Source organism: Kitasatospora sp. NPDC056783, from assembly GCF_042789895.1.
Classification (GTDB): Bacteria; Actinomycetota; Actinomycetes; order Streptomycetales; family Streptomycetaceae; genus Kitasatospora.
The window spans coordinates 12,201-34,156 of the sequence record NZ_JBHUAF010000043.1; the positions used below are offsets into that span (position 1 = coordinate 12,201).

Annotated in this window: 22 protein-coding genes and 1 pseudogene; 11 read left to right on the forward strand and 12 right to left on the reverse strand. The window is 72.8% G+C overall.

What is annotated here, in order from left to right; all coding sequences use genetic code 11:
* Positions 1-2,016: pseudogene (locus ACFRMQ_RS09735) on the reverse strand (amidohydrolase); the annotation flags it as partial.
* Positions 2,017-2,492: 476 nt separating this feature from the next.
* A complete protein-coding gene (locus tag ACFRMQ_RS09740) occupies positions 2,493-2,960 on the reverse strand; it encodes a MarR family winged helix-turn-helix transcriptional regulator (RefSeq protein ID WP_380728783.1) in 468 nt (155 codons plus the stop codon).
* A 64-nt stretch (positions 2,961-3,024) separates the two neighbouring features.
* Between ACFRMQ_RS09740 and ACFRMQ_RS09745 the strand changes: the two genes are divergently transcribed.
* Together ACFRMQ_RS09745 and ACFRMQ_RS09750 are read left to right on the forward strand one after the other, a co-directional pair.
* Positions 3,025-3,405 (forward strand): 4-oxalocrotonate tautomerase family protein, encoded by a 381-nt coding sequence (locus tag ACFRMQ_RS09745; protein ID WP_380728785.1) that lies wholly within the window; start codon positions 3,025-3,027, stop codon positions 3,403-3,405.
* 134 nt (positions 3,406-3,539) lie between these two features.
* Positions 3,540-4,082 carry a DUF2165 domain-containing protein gene (locus ACFRMQ_RS09750; protein ID WP_380728787.1) on the forward strand — a complete coding sequence of 181 codons (543 nt, stop codon included), beginning with the start codon at positions 3,540-3,542 and terminating at the stop codon, positions 4,080-4,082.
* Positions 4,083-4,179: 97 nt separating this feature from the next.
* On the opposite strand, the gene ACFRMQ_RS09755 is transcribed toward ACFRMQ_RS09750, so the two are convergent.
* Entirely contained in the window at positions 4,180-4,821 is a 642-nt protein-coding gene (locus ACFRMQ_RS09755) for a dihydrofolate reductase family protein (RefSeq protein ID WP_380728789.1), read from the reverse strand.
* Between the two features lie 246 nt (positions 4,822-5,067).
* Positions 5,068-5,298 (reverse strand): hypothetical protein, encoded by a 231-nt coding sequence (locus ACFRMQ_RS09760; RefSeq protein ID WP_380728791.1) that lies wholly within the window; start codon positions 5,296-5,298, stop codon positions 5,068-5,070.
* Positions 5,299-5,457: 159 nt separating this feature from the next.
* Between ACFRMQ_RS09760 and ACFRMQ_RS09765 the strand changes: the two genes are divergently transcribed.
* The gene (locus tag ACFRMQ_RS09765) at positions 5,458-5,850 is read left to right on the forward strand and encodes a hypothetical protein (RefSeq protein WP_380728793.1); all 393 of its coding nucleotides are present in this window, start codon (positions 5,458-5,460) and stop codon (positions 5,848-5,850) included.
* Between the two features lie 23 nt (positions 5,851-5,873).
* Positions 5,874-8,324, forward strand: coding sequence for a DUF4132 domain-containing protein (locus tag ACFRMQ_RS09770; RefSeq protein WP_380728795.1), 2,451 nt, complete (start codon positions 5,874-5,876; stop codon positions 8,322-8,324).
* 185 nt (positions 8,325-8,509) lie between these two features.
* On the opposite strand, the gene ACFRMQ_RS09775 is transcribed toward ACFRMQ_RS09770, so the two are convergent.
* From ACFRMQ_RS09775 to ACFRMQ_RS09795, 5 genes are all read right to left on the reverse strand, one after another.
* Entirely contained in the window at positions 8,510-8,764 is a 255-nt protein-coding gene (locus ACFRMQ_RS09775; protein WP_380728797.1) for a hypothetical protein, read from the reverse strand.
* A gap of 196 nt (positions 8,765-8,960) precedes the next feature.
* Positions 8,961-9,503: a hypothetical protein gene (locus ACFRMQ_RS09780; RefSeq protein ID WP_380728799.1), complete on the reverse strand. Its 543-nt coding sequence runs from the start codon at positions 9,501-9,503 to the stop codon at positions 8,961-8,963.
* 247 nt (positions 9,504-9,750) lie between these two features.
* A complete protein-coding gene (locus tag ACFRMQ_RS09785; RefSeq protein WP_380728801.1) occupies positions 9,751-10,761 on the reverse strand; it encodes a BtrH N-terminal domain-containing protein in 1,011 nt (336 codons plus the stop codon).
* Positions 10,758-11,564: a MerR family transcriptional regulator gene (locus ACFRMQ_RS09790; RefSeq protein WP_380728803.1), complete on the reverse strand. Its 807-nt coding sequence runs from the start codon at positions 11,562-11,564 to the stop codon at positions 10,758-10,760. The genes ACFRMQ_RS09785 and ACFRMQ_RS09790 overlap by 4 nt, the downstream gene beginning before the upstream one ends.
* Before the next feature lie 46 nt (positions 11,565-11,610).
* The gene (locus ACFRMQ_RS09795) at positions 11,611-12,573 is read right to left on the reverse strand and encodes a helix-turn-helix domain-containing protein (RefSeq protein WP_380728805.1); all 963 of its coding nucleotides are present in this window, start codon (positions 12,571-12,573) and stop codon (positions 11,611-11,613) included.
* A 447-nt stretch (positions 12,574-13,020) separates the two neighbouring features.
* On the opposite strand from ACFRMQ_RS09795, the gene ACFRMQ_RS09800 reads away from it, so the two are divergent.
* Complete coding sequence (locus tag ACFRMQ_RS09800; RefSeq protein ID WP_380728807.1) at positions 13,021-13,509, forward strand: hypothetical protein; 489 nt, start codon at positions 13,021-13,023, stop codon at positions 13,507-13,509.
* A 98-nt stretch (positions 13,510-13,607) separates the two neighbouring features.
* Here ACFRMQ_RS09800 and ACFRMQ_RS09805 read toward each other — a convergent pair whose 3' ends face one another.
* Complete coding sequence (locus ACFRMQ_RS09805) at positions 13,608-14,012, reverse strand: hypothetical protein (RefSeq protein ID WP_380728809.1); 405 nt, start codon at positions 14,010-14,012, stop codon at positions 13,608-13,610.
* Positions 14,013-14,231: 219 nt separating this feature from the next.
* On the reverse strand, positions 14,232-14,873 hold the full coding sequence (locus ACFRMQ_RS09810) for a TetR/AcrR family transcriptional regulator (protein ID WP_380728811.1): 642 nt from the start codon (positions 14,871-14,873) through the stop codon (positions 14,232-14,234).
* Positions 14,874-14,933: 60 nt separating this feature from the next.
* Here ACFRMQ_RS09810 and ACFRMQ_RS09815 point away from each other — a divergent pair, with 60 nt between their 5' ends.
* The gene (locus ACFRMQ_RS09815) at positions 14,934-16,226 is read left to right on the forward strand and encodes an MFS transporter (RefSeq protein WP_380728813.1); all 1,293 of its coding nucleotides are present in this window, start codon (positions 14,934-14,936) and stop codon (positions 16,224-16,226) included.
* A 274-nt stretch (positions 16,227-16,500) separates the two neighbouring features.
* Here the strand turns inward: ACFRMQ_RS09815 and ACFRMQ_RS09820 are convergent, their stop codons facing one another.
* The gene (locus ACFRMQ_RS09820) at positions 16,501-17,031 is read right to left on the reverse strand and encodes a hypothetical protein (RefSeq protein ID WP_380728815.1); all 531 of its coding nucleotides are present in this window, start codon (positions 17,029-17,031) and stop codon (positions 16,501-16,503) included.
* Between the two features lie 163 nt (positions 17,032-17,194).
* Between ACFRMQ_RS09820 and ACFRMQ_RS09825 the strand changes: the two genes are divergently transcribed.
* From ACFRMQ_RS09825 to ACFRMQ_RS09845, 5 genes are all read left to right on the forward strand, one after another.
* Complete coding sequence (locus ACFRMQ_RS09825) at positions 17,195-17,359, forward strand: hypothetical protein (protein WP_380728817.1); 165 nt, start codon at positions 17,195-17,197, stop codon at positions 17,357-17,359.
* A gap of 112 nt (positions 17,360-17,471) precedes the next feature.
* Positions 17,472-18,473, forward strand: a complete 1,002-nt coding sequence (locus tag ACFRMQ_RS09830) for an NAD-dependent epimerase/dehydratase family protein (RefSeq protein WP_380728819.1) — start codon at positions 17,472-17,474, stop codon at positions 18,471-18,473.
* 18 nt (positions 18,474-18,491) lie between these two features.
* Entirely contained in the window at positions 18,492-19,781 is a 1,290-nt protein-coding gene (locus tag ACFRMQ_RS09835; protein ID WP_380728821.1) for a glycosyltransferase family 4 protein, read from the forward strand.
* Positions 19,782-19,796: 15 nt separating this feature from the next.
* The gene (locus ACFRMQ_RS09840; protein WP_380728823.1) at positions 19,797-20,690 is read left to right on the forward strand and encodes a class I SAM-dependent methyltransferase; all 894 of its coding nucleotides are present in this window, start codon (positions 19,797-19,799) and stop codon (positions 20,688-20,690) included.
* Position 20,691: 1 nt separating this feature from the next.
* Positions 20,692-21,939 carry an aminotransferase class V-fold PLP-dependent enzyme gene (locus tag ACFRMQ_RS09845; RefSeq protein ID WP_380728825.1) on the forward strand — a complete coding sequence of 416 codons (1,248 nt, stop codon included), beginning with the start codon at positions 20,692-20,694 and terminating at the stop codon, positions 21,937-21,939.
* Positions 21,940-21,956 lie beyond the last annotated feature (17 nt).

The following is a 21,956-nucleotide window of genomic DNA, read 5'->3' on the forward strand; positions in this document are numbered from 1 at the left end:
TTCGACGGCGGTGACGCGGTTGCCGCGGACGACGATGTCGACGTCATCGCGCGGGTTCTCGCCGGTGCCGTCCCAGAGCCGGGCGGCGTGGACGCGGGTGACGTCGGAGCGCGGCGGCAGGGCGCGGGCCGTGCGCAGCGGGACGGGGACGGTGCGCGGGTCGGCGCCGTCGCGGCCGATCAGCCGCAGCCGCCCGTTGGTGAGGTGGAGCAGCCGGGCGGAGTCGCCGGACCAGGAGGGATGGTCGGCCGGCTCGTCGGTGATCCGCCGTGCCTCGCCGCGGGGCGTTCCGTCCGGGGCCACCGGCAGCACCCACAGCGCGGACTCCACGACGAGCGCCAGCCACGCGCCGTCGGGCGACCAGACCGGGCCGCTGTCGCAGCGGTCGGCCACCGAGGTGTCCGGCAGGGGCAGGAAGGCGCGCGCGGAGCCGTCGCGGGTGTCGATCACCCGGATGACGTTGTAGCCCTCGCGGAAGCGGTGGTTGAGGCGGTTGCGGTCGCACAGCGCGATGTACCGGCCGTCGGGTGACCAACTGGGCCTGCCGGGAAGGCCGTTGCCTCCGAGGGGGGTCGCGAGGACGCGCTCGGTTCCGGTGGCGGGGTCGACGAGGAGGAGGTCGCCCAGGACGTCCTGGCAGGCCAGCCGGGTGCCGTCGGGGGAGAGCGCCGGGTTGAACCGGCCGCCGTGGGCGAGGACCGTGTCGGTCCCCTCCCGGAGCGTCAGGCGGTGCACGGCGCCCAGGCCGTCACCGTCCGGGTCCCCGTCGTGGACGTACAGGATGTCGCGTCCGTCCCGGCTCCAGGACGGCATCTGCACGTAGTGGGCGGGCGCCGCCTGGAAGAGCTTGCGCGGCCGCCCTCCGATCGGCAGCAGCCACAGCGCGTTGAGCGCGCAGAAGACGACGGACCGCCCGTCCGGCGAGAGCGCGGGCAGGTGGACGCCGAGGACGTCGCGATCGGCGGTGGAGTCGAAGTCCCGTACCTTGCGCCGGTATTCGGGCCTCGGCACCCGCGTGCGCGCGGTGAACGGGATGTGCTTCGCGGTGCCCAGAGCGGGGGAGCGGTCGGTGATCCGGCCGTCGGCGAAGTAGAGGATCCCGCCGTCGGGGGCCCAGCACGGCGGCAGTGGCGAGACGTCCTCGTCGCCCGAGACCACCTCGCCGTCGACGGCCAGCGAGGAGAACGCCGACCGGTAGGAGGTCTCGGCGGACGAGTCGGCGATCCACACGTACGCCAGCCGGCCGTCCCGGGACGCCACGGGGCAGACCACCGTGCCGCTGGCGACGGTGCGTTCGACGGTCACCGGACCGCCGGTGGCCGGGACGGAGGCGATGGTCCGCCCGCCGGCGGCGTCGGCCCGGACGAACAGGACCCGGTCACCGGCCGGGTGCCACGAGGGGTCGTGGTCCTCGGCCCCCGCCCGGTCGGTCAGCCGGGTCAGCCGGCCGGTGGCGACCTCCACCGTCCACACGTCGTACGAGCCGCCGGCCACCGCGTCGCCCGCGCGTTCGGAGGAGAACGCGAGCCGCCGCCCGTCCGGGGACCAGGACACGCCCCGGTCGTCCCACGGTCCCGAGGTCAGCTGCCGCAGGTCCGACCCGTCCGGCGCCATGGCCCACAGGTGGAAGCCCCCGCCCCGGTACGCGCAGAAGGCGACGGTCGAGCCGTCCGGCGACCACACCGGCCGGGTCGGCTCCAGTTCGGGGGTGGTCAGGGCGGTCGCCGTCCCGCCGGCCCGGGGCAGCCCCCACAGCACGCCCTGGACCTCGACGATCAGCCGCTCGCCGTCGGGCGAGAGCGCGATGCCGGCGTTGGTGGCCGCGGTGAACTCCAGCGTCCTCGACCACGGGCCGGCCAGCGCCCGCGCCCCCTCGGGGCCCGCGGCCACCGCGACCGGAGCGAGCGCGGCACCGGCACCCGCGAGGGCCGCGGCCCCGACGAACCCCCGCCGGCTGAACTCCCGCCGATGACCGTCTTGATGACCGTCTCGATGACCGTCCCTGAGAAACGACACACCCGCTCCCTTCGCACCACCCGTGGCCCCGGCCCGGCATGCCGGAACCGGCTCCGGTCGCGGTGGGATGCACTCGGCATGTTCATTATCGGTTTGGGTCGGAGCGTGACCGCGCCCCTCGTTCCGCCGATGTGGTGGCGCCGCCAACTCGACGTCACGAGTGGGGAGTCACCGCCGAGGTCCGCCCACGGTCCGGCGTGTCGGCCCGGTCGGCCTCCTCGATCCGTGGCACTTCGGGTGCGCGGATCGCCCGCGCCGCCGGGGCCGGACACCTCCCGGCCATCGCACCTGCCGTCGGCACACCCGCCGCCGACCCGGTGTAGCGCCGAGGCCGGGCCGGCGGAGGCGGGGTGACCGTCCGTCGGCCCGCCGTGCCGACGTCGTCGTGCCGGCCGGCAACGTGGACGCGGGTGAGGCGGTCCGGGGCGGTCACCCGGGTGAGGGACCCTTCCGCGTCCACCGCGCGTGCGGTTCCGTCACGTGCCGCCCGCCCGCTCCAGGGCGGCTTCGTAGGCGTGCAGGGCGGTGATGACCGTGGCGCGTTCCGCGGGGGCGAGACCGCGCATGACGCCTTCCCAGGCGGAGGCGCTGCCGGACAGCCATTCGCCGATCGGCGCGGCGTAGGCGGGGGCGATGGCGACGATGCGGCGGCGGCGGTCGGCGGGATCGGTGGTGCGTTGCAGGACGCCCGGCCGTGACAGCTCGCTGACCATGAGGCTGACGGTCGTCGGGGCCACCTCCAGCCGGGCGGCCAGGTCGTTGACGCCGGTGGGGCCGTCGTACTCCAGGTGGGCCAGCAGCGCGAGATGCCGCGGTGCCAGGTCCAGGCCCCGGAGGGCGGCGGGGACGGGCAGACGCTTGGCGCGGCCGACGAGCCGGGGCATGAGCAACAGCAGGGTGCGGACGGCCTCGTCGACGGCGGGACCGTCCGATTCCGTGGACATCGGAGACCTCTCCCAGATATCTTTGAAGACAAAGGCTTTGGATTCAAAGGGAACGAGGTCCACTATGCCGCATCTGGCCGTCCACCTGTCGGAGAACAGACTGGCGGGCAAGGAGCCCGCGCTCGTCGCCGCCCTGACGGACGCGATCGTCGACGTCTACGGCGACTGGGCCCGCGACCTCGTGAGCATCCACCTGACCGGAGTCCCCGCCGGCCGCTTCGCGCAGGGCGGCAAGGCCGTGGACACCAACGCCTCGGTGGTCATGGGCGTCCGCGCCGGCGTCTTCGACCGCCCCGACGCCGCCCGGATCACCGCGCGCCTCGGCACCGCGCTCACCGACGCGATCGCGCGAGTCATCGGCGACGACCTCCGCGCCGGCACCATGGTCGAACTCGTGGCGTCACCGCCGGAACGGACCTTCGTCGGCGGCTCCCCCACCGCGTGACCCCCACCGCGTGACCCTCACCGCGTGACCCTCGCCGTCCGGGCCGCCTCGCGGACTCCCCCGCGCGTCCCTCATCCGGCACCCGCCACCCGAACGCGCCCGGTCAACTCCCGGCGGCCGCTAGCCTCTTCCGCATGCCGACCACCCGCACCGCGAGCCCGCGTCCGTCCACCCGCGACCGCCTGCTCGCCCTCGGCTCACTGCCCGCCGCCGCGACCGCGCTCACCGGCACCAACGCCCTCTACCTGCTGCTCGTGGTCTTCGGGAACATCACCGACTTCGCCACCAACCAGCAGTTCGTCCGGCACGTCCTGGCCATGGACACCACCTTCCGGGACCAGGACCTGATGTGGCGCTCCATCACCTCCCCCGCCCTGCAGGACGCGGCCTACGTCGCGATCATCGCCTGGGAGGCGCTGGGCGCCCTGGTCCTGACCGCGGGCACGCTCGCCTGGTGGCTGCGGCCGCACCTGGCCCGCCGCCTCAGCACCCTCGGCCTGCTGCTGACGCTGCTGCTCTTCGGGGCCGGTTTCATCGGCATCGGCGGGGAGTGGTTCGCCATGTGGCAGTCCAAGACCTGGAACGGCCTGGACGCCGCGATCCGCAACGTCACCCTGGCCGGCTTGGCCCTGCTGGTGGTGAACCTGCCCTCCCGCACACCCGCCCCGCCGCGCTGACCGACCCCCGAGCCGGCCGGGAAGGCCGGGGCCACCGACCGCCGGCCGACCGCCTCCGGCACCCGGCGGTGTTCACTGCGGCCGCCGGATCACCGGATCACCGGGTCCCCTCGCTCCCGAGACCGCGGTCGGGCAGACTCATGTCGCCCGTCCTGGGCGTGCCCTCCGCGAGCCCGTAGCGCAGGTACACGGTGCCCTGCGGGGCGGCCACCGGCGGTTCGAGGAGCGCGACGTTCATCGGCACCGCGCCGCCGTCGAACACCTTCTTCCCGACCCCGAGCACGATCGGGTGCACCCACAGGTCGAGCCGGTCGAAGAGCCGCTCCCGCAGGAGGGTCTGCACCAGGTCCAGGCTCCCGACCACCTTCACGTGCTCGTGCCGCTCACGGACCTCCCGCACCGCGCCGGCCAGGTCCGGGCCCAGCAGGGTGGACCCGGTCCACGGGAGGCCGGGCGTGCCCCGGGAGGCCACGTACTTCGGGACGCGGTTGAAGAGCTCGGCGATCACACCGTCCTTCCGGCCGGGCCAGTAGGCCGCGAAGATGTCGTAGGTGCGCCGCCCGAGCAGGAGGGCGTCCGTCCCCTCGTACGCGGCCAGGATCTGCGCCCCGGTGACCTCGCTCAGCAGCGGCGCCTGCCAACCGCCGAACGGGAACCCCACCGGGTCCTCGTCCGGCCCGCCGGGCGCCTGCCCGACGAGGTCGAGGGTCGTGAACAGCTCGATGTGGATGAGGCCCATGTCCGTACTCCCGGTCGTCTGGTGGTCGCCCCTTGAGGTGTAGACCGGCCACGGCCGCGAGACTCATCGCCACGCCGACACCCGCTTCCCCCGCCGACACCCGCTTCCCCCGACCGTCGTGACGGACGAGGTCACCGCGCGCGCCCGGCCGCGGCCGGCCCGTGTCCCGGGCGACGACGCCCCGGCCGCGCCACGATCCGTTCGGGGAGCCGGATCACCGACCGCCCCGCCATCCGCACCCCGCGGTCACTCGGGGATCACCAGGCCGTACTCGCGCAGCCGCGGCAGGCAGACCTCCAGGCATGCCTCCACGGACGCGGCGTCCGTTCGCACCAGGAGATCGTCGCGCCACGGGGCGCCGCTCGCGACGAAGGTCCAGGGCTTCGTCCCGTCCCGCATGCGCTCGGCATCAGCCTTGAACAGGACTGTCACGCCTTGCTCGGCCAACGACTCCATCACGCGTGTCACGTCAACCACGGGCCCACCCCTCACCTGGAATCGAACAGGCCGCAGGCTACACGGGCCGGTACGAGGTGTCGGTTCGACGGCCCGTCACCGTGAGGTGCCCCGATGCCGACCGCCCCGCGACCGCACCGAGCACGCGCGGTGTCACAGGGGAGCCGTACTGTCCACGGCATGGGAATCGTGAGGTTCGTCGACGAGACGACGGCGGGGCACCGGAGCGACGGGTGGGGGTTGGAGATCGCGGAGGAGCGGCTCACCGTGGGTGAGCTGATCCGGCGCAGGGTCTTCCAGGAGGTCGCGGAGTACAACGCGCGGACGCCTGAGGTGTTCCGGGGACTCGTGCGGCCGCAGGACGCGGAGCGGGTGCTGAACGGGTACGCGCTGCGCACGCCTCGGCGGATCGACCCCGAGGCGCAGACGGAGCTGGCGCTCGCGGCGTTCGCGCGCAACGGCTTCCTCGTGCTGGTGGGGGACCGGCAGGTCACCGACCCGCGGGAGGAGGTCGAGCTGGTGCTCGGCACCGAGGTCACGTTCCTGAAGCTCGTGCCGCTGGTGGGGGGCTGAGGACGGTGGAGTTCCACGGGATCATGGACCTGCTCCGGCGGCGCGCGGTCACGCCGGCGGAGACGGAGGGGATCGCCGACGGGCTGGTGCGGCTGGCGGCGCTCGACGACGACACGTGGTCCGGCGTGTGGGACGCCGTGCTCGTCGAGGTGCGCGGGATGCCGGCGGAGACCAGGGGCGCGCTCGCTGACGCCCTGGAGGCGCGGCTCCCCGCGGAGGGCACGGGCGTGGCGCGCGGCAACGTGCTGGGCCTGGTCACCGTCCTCGAACGGACCCTGCCGGACCGGCCCGGCCGGCGGTCGGCGGAGCGCCGGAAGGTGCTCGACGAGGTCGGCCGGCAACACAGCCTGTGGCTCGACAGACGCTACCTCGCCCTCGCCGAGGCCGAGTTGGAGGACGGCCGCCCCCTCGCGCCCGAGGTCGTGGCCGCCCTCCGGCGTTCGGCGATGGACGCCTACGGTGACGACAGGGTCCGCGCGCTCACGAAGCGGCTCACCGAGCCCGTTCTCAACGTCGGCGAGGAGTGGGCCGAGCGGGCGATGCGGGAGGCCGAGGAGGTGCCCGGACTGGAGGCCCTGCTGCGGCACGCGACCACCGCGACGGCGGCCAGGCCGCCGACCCGGGCGTGGGAGCGGCGGGCGGGCGCGCTGGTCGAGCAGCTGGGCGCGGAGCGGGTGCGGGCCGCGGTGGTGCCCTGGCTCGCGCTCGTCGGGCGGCGGACGTTCGAGCTGGAGCGCCGGGAGTGGGAGCCCGACGTCAACGCCGCGTTCGACCCGTACAACGCCAACGCGCTGCGCGGGCTGACGTGGGTGCTCGGGACGCTGCCCGCCCACCCGGACACCGTGCGGGCGCTCGGGGCACTGGTCGAGAGTGCGCTCCGGAAGGCCTCCGGGATCGGCCCGCGCAACCCGAAGGCCGCCAACGCCGCCGTGGGCGCGCTCACCCGGCTCGACGGGGAGCCGGTTCTCGCCGAACTCGCCCGGCTGGCCACGCGGGTGACGTACAAGCCCGTGCTCAGGCTGATCGAGTCCGTGCTGGAGCACCGGGCCGAGGCGCTCGGTCTCTCCCGCGAGGAGATGGAGGAACTCGCCGTCCCCGACCACGGGTTGACCGAGGTCGGGCGCGCGGAGCGGCAACTGGGCGACTTCACGGCGGTGGTGGAGGTCCGGGGAGCCAAGGCCTCACTGGGCTGGCGCGGCCCGGCGGGCAAGGTCGCGAAGAGCGTGCCGGCCGCCGTCAAGCGCGATCACGCCGAGGAGCTCAAGGAGCTGAAGGCTGCGGTCAAGGACATCGACAAGACGCTCTCCGCGCAGAGCGAGCGCCTGGACCGGCAGTTCCTCGCCGACCGCGCCTGGCCGTACGCGGACTGGCGCGAGCGGCTCCTCGACCACCCGCTGGTGGGGACGCTGGCGCGGCGGCTGCTGTGGACGGTGGACGGGACGGCCGTCGGGTTCGCCGACGGCGAGCCGCGCACGCTCACCGACGACCCGGTCCGGGAGGGCGGCGAGGTCCGGCTCTGGCACCCGGCGGGATACGGGCCCGCCGAGATCGTGGCCTGGCGCGACTGGCTGGAGCGGCACGCGATCACCCAGCCGTTCAAGCAGGCGCACCGCGAGGTGTACCTGCTGACCGACGCCGAGCGGGCGACGGGTACCTACTCCAACCGGTTCGCCGGGCACATCCTGCGCCAGCACCAGTTCAACTCCCTGGCAGCCGCCAGGGGTTGGCGCAACAGGCTGCGGCTGATGGTCGACGACTCGGCCCCGCCGGCCACCCGGGAACTGCCGCGGTGGGGGCTGCGCGCCGAGTACTGGGTCCACGGGGAGGGCCAGGCCTTCGGCGCCGACACCACCGATTCCGGCAGCTTCCTGCGGCTGCGCACCGACCAGGTCCGCTTCTACCCGGTCGACGCCCCGCAGAACCGGGCTTCCTGCTTCGGCGACGACTACCGGATGTGGCCGTCCGGCGGCGCGGCGCCGGTGGAGCCCCTGCCGATCGCCGACGTCCCGCCGCTCGTCCTGTCCGAGGTCCTGCGCGACGTAGACCTGTTCGTGGGCGTGGCCAGCGTCGGCAACGACCCGACCTGGCAGGACGGCGGCCCCGACGGCCGCCACCGCGAGTACTGGACCTCGTACGGCTTCGGCGAGCTGAGCCAGAGCGCCGAGACCCGGCGGGTGCTGCTGGAGCGGCTGATCCCCCGGTTGGAGATCGCCGACCGCTGCGCCGTCGAGGGCCGCTTCCTCCACGTGGCGGGCTCGCGCCGCACGTACAGGATCCACCTCGGCTCGGGGAACATCCTGATGACGCCGAACGACCAGTACCTGTGCATCGTCCCCAAGGCCGACCCGGCCTCCCCACAGGCCGGGTACCTGCCCTTCGAGGGCGACCGCATGACGGCGCTGATCCTCAGCAAGGCGGTGCTGCTGGCCGACGACTCGAAGATCACGGACCCGACGATCCTGAGCCAGCTGTAGGGCCCTGAGGCCGCGCGGGACCCGGCACGAGCCGCACCGCCGTCGGGTCGGCGCGCGTGACCGGCCCCCGCGCCGGTGCGTCGCCGACCGCCCGCCGCCTCGGGAATCCGGCGGCGGGCGACGGCGATCCCGGCCGGTCCGGGGCCGGCGGCGAGATCAGGGCGGGGATTCGGCCGGGTCGGGGATCAGGGGAGGTAGAGGCTCTGGGCGCCGGTGGTGATCTCGTCGTCACCGGCGCTGATGCGGCCGAGCTCCTCTCCGTCGCAGTCCGGACCCGAGTAGAGGGTCACGGCCGTGTCGGTGATGTTGTCGACGATGCTGGAGTCCTTCAGGGGGTAGCAGCCGGCGGGGTCCGTGTAGACCTCTTCGTTGTTGACGTAGAGGTTTCCGGTGGCCGCGGCGGCCGGGCCGACGGGCAGGACCAGGGCGGCAGCGGTCATCAAGGGGACGCCGAGAGCGGCGCGGCAGGTGATTCTCATACCCTGCGCATAGCCATTCCCGGCCGCTGCCGTGCCAGGGACGGGCGCAGGTCGCCCCTGGAGGGTGAGCCCGATGGGCCGAATGCCGGGTACCCCTGCGGCCGACCGCGGCCGGCGTCGTGCCCCGGGCGGCGACCGGCGGGCCGGGGTGGCAGTGTCAGCCTTGCCCGCCGGGGGCGGCGGCGAGGCGGCCCAGCATCGCCATCACGGTGATCCGCACGTCCTTGTCGTTCGTCACCGTGCAGTGGGCGTCGACCGCTCGCTCGGCCGGGGCCTCGTCCGGATCGGTCAGGCCCACCCCGATCAGGTCGACGGCGTACTCGCGGCACCGGGAGTAGTCCGCCGCGGCCCTGGTCGCTTCGACGTGGTCGATACGACCGGGGTCCTCGGCGCGCAGCCGTGCCGGGGTGGGCGGCGGGCCCAGCACCTCGTCGATCCACTCCGAGACGGTCTCCCGGGAGCAGCCGCGCTCCAGTCCGGAATCGGCCGCGGCGGTGAGCGCCAGGTGGATGAGGAGCGTCCCGAACCAGGCGGCGGCCTCGGCCGGAGGCGTATCCGTGCCGGCCGGCGGCATCACGGCCTGGTACAGGCCGGCAAGGTCATCGGTGTGCGCGGCGACGGCGACGGCCTTCACCGCGCTTCCGAGGGCAGCCTGGTCGATGGTCACGTCGGTGTCCTTCCCGTAGGTGGCAGTCGCCAACTTACCGCTCCAGCACGGAGAACGGCGGGGGAAGGAGGTTTCGCCCGCGCGCCCCGGGCCCGTGGGAGCACCGGCAGGACGTGGAGGAACTCGTCGGCGCCGCCCCCGGGTTCGGTCCGCGACCGGACCGGAGGGCGTTCCGGGGGCGCGTGTTGACGCCGTCGGCCGTGCCTCCCGCACCCCCGGCCGGAGGCGCCGGGCGACGCGGCCGCCCAGCGCCGTCGAAGCGGTGGTTCTCGAAGACCGGTCAGGACTGGACCACGTGGGCCTCGGTCCCCAGGCGGCTCAGCGCCTGCATGGCCTGCCGCTCCACGCGTGCGAGGTCGCCGAGGATCGAGCCGGCCCGGTCGAGGTGCCGCGCATCGCCCGACTCACCCGCCTCCTTGATCAGCGCTGCCACTTCCGTCCACAGGACGGCCGCCTCGGCGTACAGCGCGTGGCCGGTGCGCAGATGGCCGCTGTCGAGCAGATCGGCGCATTCGGCGAGGAAGTCGCGGTAGAGGTTGCGGAACAGGGCGCCGCCGGTGCCGGCCCTCTCCATCAACAGGGCCGCCTGGGGCAGGTCCCGCTGAGGATCGTCGGCGCGCCGGAGCCAGGTGCGTACCAGCCGGCCGGCCTTCTCGATCCCGCGGTGACCGAGGTTGGCGATGGGCGGGTGGAGGAAGGCGTCGGCGCAGGCGGTGATGGCGGGGACGATCCGCCGGTGCGGGGCGGGCAGGCCCCTCGGGGCGGTGAGGGTGAAGGAGCGGTGCCTGGACGTCATCGGGCCGCGCGCGGCCCTGGCCCGGGCGAGGCTGGTCAGGCTGGTGGAGACCGCTCCGCCTTGCTGGTCGGTGTCCACCAGGTAGGCGTCGTGCTCGTCGTAGCCGTACATGGCGACGACATGACCGCCGAAGTGGACCTTCGAGCCGAAGTAGTCCAGGTGGTGACTGTCGAGTTGGAGTCCGACGGGGTGGCCGGCGTCGAGGGCGGCCGCCACGTTGTCCCATGCCTTGCGTGGGGAGGCGGTCTCCTGGACGAGGAGTTCCAGTCCGAGCCCGGCGGCCAGGTTGCGGGTGAGGTCGAACGGCTTGACCCGCCCCCCGAGGAAGGGAAAGCCCATGGTCTTGCCGTCCCAGTAGAGGAAGGACAGACCGGAGCCGAGACCGAACAGCATGGGCTCGGACAGGTCGAATCCCTGGTGTCGCATCAGCACCCCGAGGGCCGTCGTCTCGCAGTGCCGCGTGCCGCGGGCGTCGATGTCCAGGACCGTGGTCATGACGCGCCCTCCCGGACGGGGATGACCAGTCGGGTCATCAGTTCTTCCTGCGGCGCCTCCGCCGGTCCGACGAGGTAGGCCTCGCGTACGGGCGCCCGCGGGCGCAGCCCGCGTTCGTGGATGGCGGCGAAGAGCGCGGTGTAGGCCAGCGGCAGATGGGCGTAGGGCCCGATGTGCGTGGTCTCGGCGACGGGCCCGCCGGGCAGCACCGCGAACTCCAGGCCGGGCGTGCCGTCCCCCTGCGGGGTCTGCGCCCCGACGGTGATCTCCATCGGGTCGTCCAGGTCCAGCGGGTACAGCCCCCACAGCGGCGGCTCCCAGGCGATTCCCGCCTTGCCGAGCACGGGCAGCAGCCGGCCCGCGCACTCCTCGATCCCGCTTCCGATCCGGGTGGGGGAGCAGCCCGCTCGCACCACCGCCAGTCGTCGCTCCGGCTCTCTGCCCAGGGTCACCTCGTAGCCCGGCAGACCGTCCTCCGCCAGCCGCTCCAGCATCTCCACCCGGGCCTGGTCCCTGCGGACCCGCTCGGCCAGCCGGTCCCGCTCGGAGCGCAGGATTCCCGCCCTGCGCTCGGGCCCGGCAGCCAGTGTCCGGGCGATCACGGCCAGGGGCAGGTCCATCTCGCGCAGCAGGGCGATCGTCAGGGCGTCACGCACCTGCCCGGCCACGTAGTAGCGGTAGCCGGAGCGGGCGTCCACGCGGACGGGAGCCAGCAGGCCCAGGTCGTCGTAGTGCCGTAGCTGCTTCACGCTGAGGCGGCACAGGCGGGCGAAGCGCCCGATGGTGAGGAGTTCGTCTCGCACGCCATCATGGTGGACCCTCCCACGGTGGGAGGGTCCAGCGCAGGGCCTACCCCCGCCCGTGATGCAGGTCGCGCCAGGCGCGTGGGGAGAGGCCGTACGCCCGCTTGAAGGCCTTGCTGAAGTGGGTCGCGTCCACGAAGCCCCAGCCGCGGCCGATCGCGGCGACCGTCCGGTGCCGCGCGCCCGGGCCGGCCAGCTCCCGCCGGCACTCCTCCAGGCGGTTCGAGCGGATCCAGCCGCCCGGGGTGACTCCCGAGCGGGCCAGCAGGGTGTAGAGGTGGCGCACCGAGATGCCGTGCGCGGCGGCGATCCGCGCGGCCGACAGGTCGCGCTCGCGCAGGTGCGCGCGCATGTACCGGAGGATCCGCCGGCCGAGCGCCGCGTCATGTGACTCCTGGGCCCGGGGCGGGTCGCCGAGCCGGGAGGCGACGGCGGCGCGGAGCAGGTCGAGGCTGGGCCCCGCGACCGCCAGGGCGTACCGGTCCTGGTCGAGCCCGTCGGTGACGGCCAGTTGGGAGAAGTAGGCGAAGGCGAGGGCCGAGACGGGGCTCTCGGCGCCGAAGGTGACCGCCGTCAGATCCCGCAGCGACCGCTCGGGCAGCGCGAGCGTGGCCCGGGGGAAGCGCAGGAAGTGGTGGTCGACACCGGCGTCGAAGCCGAGGGCGTACGGGAGGGACGTGTCGTAGAGCGCGAACTCCCCGCGTTTCAGGACGGCTTGGCGGCCGTTCTGCTCCACCACGCTGGTGCCCGTCAGCTGGAGGCCCAGGAAGACGTGCGGCTCGCAGTCCTCCCTCGCCAGCCGCTGGGTGCGCCGGACCGTCATGCCGGTCGCCCGTGCCGAGCAGACGGTGATGCAGCCGGCCGTGTCGAGCCTGACCCTGACCGAGATGTCCCGGGGCGGCGGGCGGTGGTCGATCTCGATCCGTACGACGGACTCCCAGATCGCGTGCCGGATCGCTTCCTCGCGGGCGGTGGACGGGAAGTCCGCCGTGTCCAGGATCGCGCTCACCGGGCACGTCCGTCCGACGGCCGGGCCACCTCGGGGCCTCGCGCCGCGGGGCGGCGGCGCCGCTGCCCGGAGGGCCTGGGGCGGTCGTCTGCGCGCTGGTTGCCCATCGGTGTGCCCTGCCCTTCCGAAGGCCGGTTCCGTCCTCAGGATGGCAGGGGCGCGTCGTGCTGCGCAACGGTCCGGCGGCGCACCCGGGCCGCCGGTTCCGGTGGTCTCGGCGGGCCGCAGGAACGGCCAACTTCCGTGCAGCGAAGGCACAGTGAGCGTTTCACCCGCGCTCTAGAGTCGTGACCGCCGCGGCCCGGGCGAGGCCGGGGCGGCACGACCGGGCGTAGGCGCCTGCCGGTCGGCGCGTGGGGGAGGCCGGCGGAGTTTCCCGCCCCCTGCCCGCGCGGTCGGGGCCACCCATGGCCGTTCATGGCGCCACTACGGACAAGGGGTGCACCAGTGATCAAGAAGTCCGCCGTCGTCGCGGCCACCATCGCGGCCCTGCTCCTGCCGGCCGCCGGACCGGCGGTCGCGAAGGGCCCGACCCCGGGAGCCGCCGCGGCCGTCACCGGCCTGAGCTGCGGGACCGGCTACCAGTGCGACAACACGGATCCGAACAGGTTCTCCTTCGACAAGAAGGACACCGACGACGTCGCGCACGACCCGGGCTGCGCGAGCGTGGAACTGCGCTCGGGCAAGAGCGGGGGCTACTGGTACGCGTGGGCGGCCCTCAATGTGAACACGCTGTGCGGCCGGTACCAGGGCTGGATCGACCGGTCCTACGACGGCGGCAAGACCTGGACGCTGCTCGGGTTCTTCGAGACCAGCGATATCGAGGGCCGGGGGTGGGGGACCATGTTCTTCTGGCCCGACAGCGCGAAGGTCCGGGCCGGCTTCAAGCGCCCCAACGAGCCCTGGAACAAGTCCGGCCTGACCAAGTGGCACTGATCCGGTGATCCGGGGCCGGCCGCCGCGGATCGGCCACCGTGCCCGCGGCGCCGCCCTGGAGGCCCTCCGGTACCGGGGTGGCTCTCGGTGACGGACGGTCAGTCCTCGATCGGTTCGGCCTCGCTGAGGTCCTCCAGCCGCACCGGCCGCAGCCCCTCGAACACCACCCCGACCCCGTACGGCTCGCAGATCGGCAGATCCCCCCGGGCGAACCGCAGCATCCACCCGTCGGTGTAGACGTCCACCTCCGGAGCGTCCAGTGCCGCCCGCTCCTGCGGCACGTCCAACTGGGCGCAGACGAACCGCCGTGCCTGCGTCACCACGTCGTCGAGGTGCGCCAACACCTCCGCGAGCAGCCGCAGATCCACCGCCTCGACGTCCTCGCCCGCCTCCACCATCACGTTCACGTCCACCCCCCACCGCTCCGGCTCCGCCGGTCCCCACACCGAGAGCCCACCCGGCCCGTCGGACACGCGCACCAGCGGTCCCACGCCCTGCGTCATCGCCGCCGCCTCCTCCTCGTCGTCCGGCCACCCTACGGCCGGGGGTGAGACCAGCGAGCCGTTCCCCGGACGGTTCCCGGCCCGAGCGGCCGGGCGGCAGGCCTCGGGAGGGCGCCCGCGCCGTTCCGGCCGCGATCAGGGGCGGGAGGCCGGCGCCTTCGCCGTCCTGGGCGTCGGCATGCCGTCCGCCCCCGTAGCCTCCGGTGCGGAGGGGTGCTCCTACCTTGCCTCGTGGGGCGTCGTCGGCCGATCCGCGCGGGCGCGGGGAGAATCCGCGGGGCGGTGCTGCCGCACGCGGGCGTCGACCCACGCGCACAGTTCGTCGAGTGCGGCGACGGACCGGTCGTGGTCTCCGGTGATCAGGTAGTCGTTCTGCAGGCTGGAGAAGGCGCTGTTGAGGAGTGTCGCGGTGGTCAGGGCGTCGTCCTCGGAGAGGCCCCGGAGGGTGAAGCAGGAGGCGACGAACTCGGCGCGGCCGCGGATGAACCCGGGCCCGGGGAGAACGAGCCGGCCCGCGGCGGCGAGTCCCTCGATCTCGCGGATGAGCCGGGTCATGGCCAGTTCCCGTGGGCCGAGGGTGCGCTCCCAGGCCGTTTTGACGATGACGCTGACCGGGACGGCGGGGTCACGCCAGGCGGGAGCCGCGAGGAGGGCCTGGTGCTGGCGCTCGTCCAGGCGTTCGAGGACCGCGGTGACCAGTGCCTGCTTGTCGGCGAAGTGGTGGGTGAGGACGCGGGTGCTCTGGCCCATTCCCTCGGCGACGGTGCGCAGCGAGAAGTGGCCGATGCCGGTCGCGGCCAGCTGGTCGATGGCGGCGTCGACGACTTCGCGCCGGCGGTCAGGGTTCACGGGTCTGGGCATGCGGCACCTCCTGCCCGAAGGCTCTCACACGATGAGGGAAACAACTGTTACCCTAACCGCGTGAACCCTTCTGTTGCCCGCAGGCCCTGGTGGCTCTACGTGTTGACGCTGGCGGCGTTCGTCGTCCAGACCGACGACTTCATCATCGTCGGGGTGCTGCCGGAGATGGCGGCCGATCTCAAGGTCGCCGAGCCGACCGCCGGTCAGCTGGTGACGGCCTACTCGCTGGTGTACGCGCTGGCCGCCCCGGCGTGGTCACTCGTCCTGACGCGGGTGTCCCGCCGTACGGCGCTCCTGTGCGCGCTGGCCTTCTTCACCGTGGTGAACTTCGCCGTCCTCACGGTGGGTTCGTATCCGGAGCTGATGGTCCTGCGGGTCCTGGCAGCCGGGGCCGCGGCCGTGGTCCTCCCCAGCGCGCTGGCCTCGGCCGGCGCACTGGCGCCCGCCGAGCGGACGGGGCGGTACCTGGCCACCGTCATGGTCGGCCTGACGGGTGCCGTCCTGGTCGGCGTGCCCGCCAGCACGTGGATCGGAGCGGAGTTCGGATGGCGTGCGACGTTCACGTCCTGCGGGCTGATCGGCATCGTCGCCTTCGCGGGGGTGGCGCTGACCCTCCCGGCCCTCGACACCCCGAGGCGCGAACGGTCCGGATCCCTCGTCGGCCTCCTGCGACCGCTGCTGAACAGGGCCGTCGCGGCCATCCTCGCCGTCACCGTGCTGGTGGTGGCCGGGAACCTGGCCTTCCAGACCTACATCTCCCTCTACCTGGCCGACCTGGCGGGCGCCGGCCCGCGGACCCTCGCCGTGCTGCTGGTCTGCGCCGGTGTCGGAGGCGTCGCGGGAACGCGGTTGTCGGGCTGGCTGGCGGACCGCCACACGCCCCTGCGTGCCTTCGCCCTCGCCTGTGGCGTCTTCTGCGTCGCGATGCTCGCGCTCGGCCTGCTCTGGCTCGTCCGGCCGGTTCCCGCCGTGTTCGTCGCGGGTCTGCTGCTGGTCTGGTCGGCGGCGGCCTGGGCGGTCCCGCCCGGCATCCAGGTCCTGATGCTCTCCCGCACGGGCGCGCGGGCGGCGGCACAGGCGATGGCGGTCAGCAGCAGCTCCGCCTACGTCGGCTCGGCCCTCGGAGGAGTGGTGGGCGGAGCCGTCGTCGCCCTGGAGGAAGGGCTGCTGCCGCCCGTCGCGGTCGCGCTGGTGGCCGCCGGCCTCGTGCTGGCGCTGTTGACGCTGCGCGCCCCGGCCGCGGAGGCCGAACCGCCGGTGACGGCCGATGGTGACACCCCGGCGGAGGGGCGGCAACAGGACGCCGCGGCCGTGCCCGGGCCCCTTCGGGACGGTCCGCGCCACCGTGCGTGACATCCGCCGGCCGGGCCGGCCCCTGTCCACCCTGACGCCCGCGTCGAATGCCGGCGCGACGGCCGTGGACCGGCACCCGGTTTCGAAGACCCCGGCCCGATAGGCGCTTGGCGGTCCGGAAAACACCGGGTGGACGAGCACCGCCCCGGAGAGAGCGACGGCGATCGGTTCCGTGCGTCCGGTTCCGTGCACCCGGTTTCGAGCAGTCGGATCGGAGTGCGCGGAGAATCTCGCCGATGACGCACAATTGACGTCCGCCCAGTCGAGCGGAGAACTAGGAACAGGGAAATCCGGTTACGGCCTGAACCGTCACCGGGGCTAGTGCCGCATTCGGCACGGTCGTCCACGGAACGTTCAGTGCGGTGATGGCATAAGGAAATGAGAAGGTCTGCTTCGCGAAGTGCGGCACATTTCCGACGATCACCAACGGCTCGGCGAATGCGAGTGCCTTCGGCTGCCGTCGCGCCATCTCCATGAACGGTGCCGTCGACACCGCATCGCCGCCGGGCGCCGCGTCGTGGGCCCTGCGGGCAGCTGCTCCACGGGTGGCGTCCGCCGCCCGTCGCGTACTGACACGCACAACCGATATGCCTCCCCTGCGATAGGGGTTCGTTCGCGGTCGAGGGAATGTCGGCCAGTCAAACACTTCCCTGTCGAACTGGCAACAGCAACTTCCCGTCGCTGCCGGTGAGCCGGCCACTAGCGCCAGACGAGTCACATCCGCATCATTCGTCGCACTTTCCTTCGGGTATTGATTTCCCGGTCCGAACCGTTGCATCCTGTCATTCAGATCGAGGTGCAGCACCCAAGCAGGGCTCGGGAGAACCGTGAAAGCGGACCACAGGCCCTCGATTCGACCCCACGGGTGGACATGTTCGTGTTCCATGGAGCGGATTCACTGTCCATGGAAGGCGCGGAAATGCGACCTGCCGGGGGGTTCACTCCCTTGTCCTGGGAATGGAGTGATCATGCAGAGCGAGCGCACCCAGTGGGCCCCGGCCGTGACGGCGTGGGCCCCCGAGCGCACCCAGTGGGCCCCGGCCGTGACGGCGTGGGCCCCCGAGCACACCCAGTGGGCCCCGGCCGTGGAAGCGGCGGTGGAAGCTGACTACCAGCTCGTCAGGATCAGCTGACGCCATGCCATGAACGCGCAGCCGCTGCTCCGGCAGCGGCTGCGCCCGTTCGGGAACAGCGACGACGGAACACCGCGACGACGGAACACCGCGACGACCGAGAGGAAGCACCATGTCCAAGAACATCCTCGTCACCGGAGGCGCCGGCTTCATCGGGCGCAACATGATCCGGGGCATGATCGACGACGGCTATGTGATCACCTCTCTCGACAACTACAAGATCGGCGGCAAGCAGCACATCCCCGACGACATCCGCGAGCACGTGGAGTGGGTCCAGGGGGACACCCGCGACCTCGGCCTGTTGAACAAGCTCGTGAGCGGCAAGGACGCGGTGGTGCACCTCGCCGCGCCCTCGTCCTTCCTGATGTACGAGGAGGACCCGGTCGACGGCGCCTCGGTCACCACCCACGGTTTCCTCAACGTCCTGGAGTCCATGCGCCGCAACGGCGTCGGCAAGCTCGTCTACGCCAGCACCAGCGCCGTGTACGAGGGGAACCCGGTGCCCTACGACGAGGCCATGGGGATCAACCCGCCCGACCTCAAGGCCCTGTCCAAGAAGTGGAACGAGGAAGTCGCCCGGCAGTACTCGCAGCGGTACGGGATCACCGCCATCGGGATGCGCCCCTTCAGCGTCTACGGCCACGACGAGTTCAGCAAGGGCGGTTACGCCAACGTCATCTCGCTGTTCGCCTGGGCCGTGCTCCACGGCGAGACCCCGGTCGTGTGGGGATCGGGCGAGCAGACCAGGGACTTCATCTACGTGGAGGACGCGGGGCGGGCCTTCCGCACCGCCCTGGAGAGCGGCCTGCCGACCCAGGAGTTCAACGTCGGCACCGGCATCGAGACCACCTTCAACGAGGTCCTGCGGCTCATCGGCCTGGAACTCGGCAAGCCCGTCGAGCCGGAGCACGTCGACGTGCCGATCGCGATCTACGCCGAACGCCTGTGGGCGGACGTGACCCGCGCCGAGGACGTCCTCGGCTTCCGGCACGAGATCGACGTGCGGGAGGGGATCCGGCGCGTGCTCGCGTCGGCCCGGCGCGCCCAGGAGGCCGGCCGCTCGCCCGAACTCAAGGACGCCCAGATGTACTTCGAGACCCTGCCGGCGAACTGACCCGGGAAGGGAAGGACGATGGCGAGGATCCTCGCTCTCACCGACTCCGCCGAGGACGTCCGGCACTTCTGCCGGGGCGACGAACTGTTCCTCTTCCGGATCGGGCTGCTGCCCCCGCGGGAGCACTCCCCCGAGCGGTTCGAGGAGATCTACCGGACGCTCAAGGCCTCCTGCGACCTCTCCACCATCGACGTGATCGTCGCGGAGTACGTCGAAGCACTCCCCCTGCTGTACCTGATGCGGCGCGACGGGTACCTCTGCCCGGCGCTGATGATCCCGCACACCAACCCCTACCCGCTCCACATCCTCTTCTACTTCCTGCTGCTCGCCGAACACCCGCACCCCGCCGACCTGGTCGTCTGCGGCTCGCGCAACGCCCAGCGCGCCTACGAGCACCTCACGGGCATCCGGGCCGGCGACATCTGCACGTTCGGCATCAAGGACCTCTACCGCAGGAAGGACAGGGCGGAGAGCCGACGGCGTCTGGGGCTCCCGCCGGACCACACGATCCTGCTCTACACCGGCCGGTTCATGAACGACAAGGGCCTCGAACCGCTGCTGGCCGGCTACGAACGGCTCCGCGACGAGAGGCCCCGAACGCTCCTGGCCATGTCGGTGACCCACATCGACCCCCCGTACTACAACCGGCTGGCAGCCCGCCTGCGCGACGTCGTCCTCTTCCACCGCCTGGAGAAGGAGCGGACCGTCGACCTCTACAACGCCGCCGACCTGTTCGTCTCGGGCGCCACCAGCATCTTCGAGACCTACGGGAAGTCCCCCCTGGAAGCACTCGCCTGCGGGATTCCCGTCGTCGTGCCCCGGTGGGACGGCTTCCCCTACTTCATCGGCGAGGAGCAGGGCGGACTGGTCGACGTCGAGTACCTGTCCCGGCCCCAGGCCAACCCGTACGAGTTCGCCCGCATGGACGACGAACACTTCGCGCAGGTCTGCCGCAAGGTCCTCGACCGCGGGCAGCCGCCCCCCGACGGAGTGCCCGAGTGGGCCACCTACGAGCGGTCGACGCGGGTCCTCACCGGCGTGATCGAACGGATGGCGGCCGCCGGCCGGACCCGCACCCCGCCCGTGGCGTCCTCGCCGCTCGCCACGGGACGCTACCCGGCCCCGGTCCGTGCCGTCCTCGCGCACCACGGCCTCCGGGAGACCGAGGACCTCTTCGCCAAGGCGGGCGCCCTCGGGCTCCTGAACGGCACGCTCCATCCCGACGAGGCACTGCTGCGGGACCTGCACCACGAAGTGTTCAAGACGATGGACGCCGAGACCGCGGACGTCCGGGGCCCGCGGACCTGAACGGAGGAGCCTCCCATGGCCGACCGGCCACGCCGGCCGAACCCGGCACACGTCCTCTTCGACGCCGTCGCGGCCGACTACGACCGCACCGGCGTGGAGTTCTTCGCCCCGATCGGCCGGCGGCTCGTCCGGCTCTCGTCCGTCTCGCCGGGAGAGTGCGTCCTCGACATCGGCTGCGGCCGGGGCGCGGCGCTCTTCCCCGCCGCGCGAGCGGCCGGACCCACCGGTTCCGTGACCGGCCTCGACCTGGCCGCCGCCATGGTCGAGGCCACCAACGCGGACGCGCGCCGGGCGGGGCACACCCACGTCAGAGCGATCGTGATGGACGGCGGGCAACCGTCCTTCCCCGGCGGAAGCTTCGACGTGATCACGGGCAGCATGAGCGTCCACATGCTGCCCGACCCCGCCTCCGCCTTCCGCGCCTACCACCGGCTGCTCCGCCCCGGCGGGCGCCTGGGGCTGGCGGTGCCCACGAGCGTCCCGGAGCCCGAGCCGAAGGTCTTCGGCCTGGGCGCCATCGCGCGCATGAGCGCCGAGTACGGCTCCGACAGCGGCGTCTACCCCTATGGAGAGGCGCTCGGAGGGCCCCGCCGGGCACGGGAGGAGCTCCTGGCGGCGGGCTTCTCCACCGTCGACATCCGCCACGAGCAGGCCTGCATCACCGCGCCGTCGGCCATCGCCTTCCTCCGGTGGACCTGGTCACACGGCATGCGGCTGCTCTGGGAGCGCGTACCCGTGCACCAGCGGACCCGGCACCGGAAGGCCATCGCCGACGAGGCACACGCCCGCAGCCTCGAACCCGACCACATCGTCCTGCCCGTGCCGGTGACCTACGTCGTCGCCCACCGCGGGCCACGGCTGGTGCCGCCGGCCACGGCGGCGACACCCGAACCACCCCCGACGGAGTGACATGACGTCCGGTCAACCACAAGCGGCCCCGGCGGACCCCACCGCCCTCTGGGACTGGGCCCGCGCCCAGTTCCGCCTCGACCCCGACTACGTCCACCTCGCGTTGTCGATGCTCGCACCCCAGCCCCACGCGGTGCGCGAAGCCGTCCGGCGCCACCGCGACGCCCTGGACCGCAACCCGGCCCTCCACTTCCACGAGCGCGACGCCAACGTCCGCCGGGTCCTGGAACGGGCGGGGGCCTACCTGGGAGCGGACCCCGACTCCATCGCCCTCACCGAGAGCACGACCGCCGGCCTGGCCGTCGTCTTCGGCGGGATGCGCCTGAACCCGGACGACGAGATCCTCAGCACCGTCCACGAGCACTATGCCTCCTCCGAACTGCTGCGCTTCAAGGCGGCGGCCAGCGGAGCCGGCCACCGGGTCGTCAGCCTCTACCGGAACCCGTCCGAGGCGACGGCCGACGAGATGGCCGCCGCCGTGACCCGCGAACTGCGCGAGAACACCCGCGTCCTGGCACTGACCTGGGTCCACTCCGGTACCGGCGTCAAACTGCCGCTGGCCAGGATCGGCAGGGCCGTCGCCGAGGCCAACGCGACGAGGCCACGGCACCGGCAGATCATCGTCTGTGTCGACGCGGTCCACGCCATGGGCGTCGAGGACTTCGAAGTGGCCGACCTGGCATGCGACTTCTTCGTCGCCGGATGCCACAAGTGGATGTTCGGCCCGCGCGGGACCGGCGTCGTCTGGGGCAGCGAGAAGGGCTGGGCGGCGGTCGAACCCATCATGACCTCGTTCGACGTCGAAGTGTTCTGGCCCTGGTACCTCGGCCGCGTACCGGAGGACGAGGCGCCGCGGGCACGGCTGTGCACCCCCGGAGGGTTCCCGGCGTACGAGCACCGCTGGGCCCTCGCCGAGGCCTTCGAGTTCCACGAGCGGCTCGGCAAGGAACGCGTGGCCGCGCGCATCGCCGAACTGAACACCTACTGCCGTGGCAGGCTCGCGGAACTCGACGGCGTCCGCGTCCGGACACCGGCCGACTCCCGGACCCGCTCGGGGATGATCTGCTTCGACGTCGACGGCCACGACCCCGCGGACATCGTCGCCGCCCTCGAACACGACAAGGTCATGGCGGGCCAGACCCCCTACCGCAGCAGTGCCGTCCGGTTCGCACCGGGCGTCCTGAACACCACCGCCGACATCGACCGAGCGGTCGACTCCCTGGAGAAGGCCATCGCCGGAACACTGTAGGGGCGGGCCGGGGCAGG

Excerpts from the sequence above, each read along its gene's own strand:
- ACFRMQ_RS09840 (WP_380728823.1), top strand. The coding sequence starts at position 19,797 with ATGGCCGACCGGCCACGCCGGCCGAACCCGGCACACGTCCTCTTCGAC.
- ACFRMQ_RS09745 (WP_380728785.1), top strand. The coding sequence starts at position 3,025 with ATGCCGCATCTGGCCGTCCACCTGTCGGAGAACAGACTGGCGGGCAAG.
- ACFRMQ_RS09770 (WP_380728795.1), top strand. The coding sequence starts at position 5,874 with ATGGACCTGCTCCGGCGGCGCGCGGTCACGCCGGCGGAGACGGAGGGG.
- ACFRMQ_RS09805 (WP_380728809.1), bottom strand. The coding sequence starts at position 14,012 with ATGACGCAGGGCGTGGGACCGCTGGTGCGCGTGTCCGACGGGCCGGGT.
- ACFRMQ_RS09845 (WP_380728825.1), top strand. The coding sequence starts at position 20,692 with ATGACGTCCGGTCAACCACAAGCGGCCCCGGCGGACCCCACCGCCCTC.
- ACFRMQ_RS09830 (WP_380728819.1), top strand. The coding sequence starts at position 17,472 with ATGTCCAAGAACATCCTCGTCACCGGAGGCGCCGGCTTCATCGGGCGC.
- ACFRMQ_RS09740 (WP_380728783.1), bottom strand. The coding sequence starts at position 2,960 with ATGTCCACGGAATCGGACGGTCCCGCCGTCGACGAGGCCGTCCGCACC.
- ACFRMQ_RS09775 (WP_380728797.1), bottom strand. The coding sequence starts at position 8,764 with ATGACCGCTGCCGCCCTGGTCCTGCCCGTCGGCCCGGCCGCCGCGGCC.
- ACFRMQ_RS09785 (WP_380728801.1), bottom strand. The coding sequence starts at position 10,761 with ATGACCACGGTCCTGGACATCGACGCCCGCGGCACGCGGCACTGCGAG.
- ACFRMQ_RS09755 (WP_380728789.1), bottom strand. The coding sequence starts at position 4,821 with ATGGGCCTCATCCACATCGAGCTGTTCACGACCCTCGACCTCGTCGGG.
- ACFRMQ_RS09810 (WP_380728811.1), bottom strand. The coding sequence starts at position 14,873 with ATGCCCAGACCCGTGAACCCTGACCGCCGGCGCGAAGTCGTCGACGCC.
- ACFRMQ_RS09765 (WP_380728793.1), top strand. The coding sequence starts at position 5,458 with ATGGGAATCGTGAGGTTCGTCGACGAGACGACGGCGGGGCACCGGAGC.
- ACFRMQ_RS09835 (WP_380728821.1), top strand. The coding sequence starts at position 18,492 with ATGGCGAGGATCCTCGCTCTCACCGACTCCGCCGAGGACGTCCGGCAC.
- ACFRMQ_RS09750 (WP_380728787.1), top strand. The coding sequence starts at position 3,540 with ATGCCGACCACCCGCACCGCGAGCCCGCGTCCGTCCACCCGCGACCGC.
- ACFRMQ_RS09825 (WP_380728817.1), top strand. The coding sequence starts at position 17,195 with ATGCAGAGCGAGCGCACCCAGTGGGCCCCGGCCGTGACGGCGTGGGCC.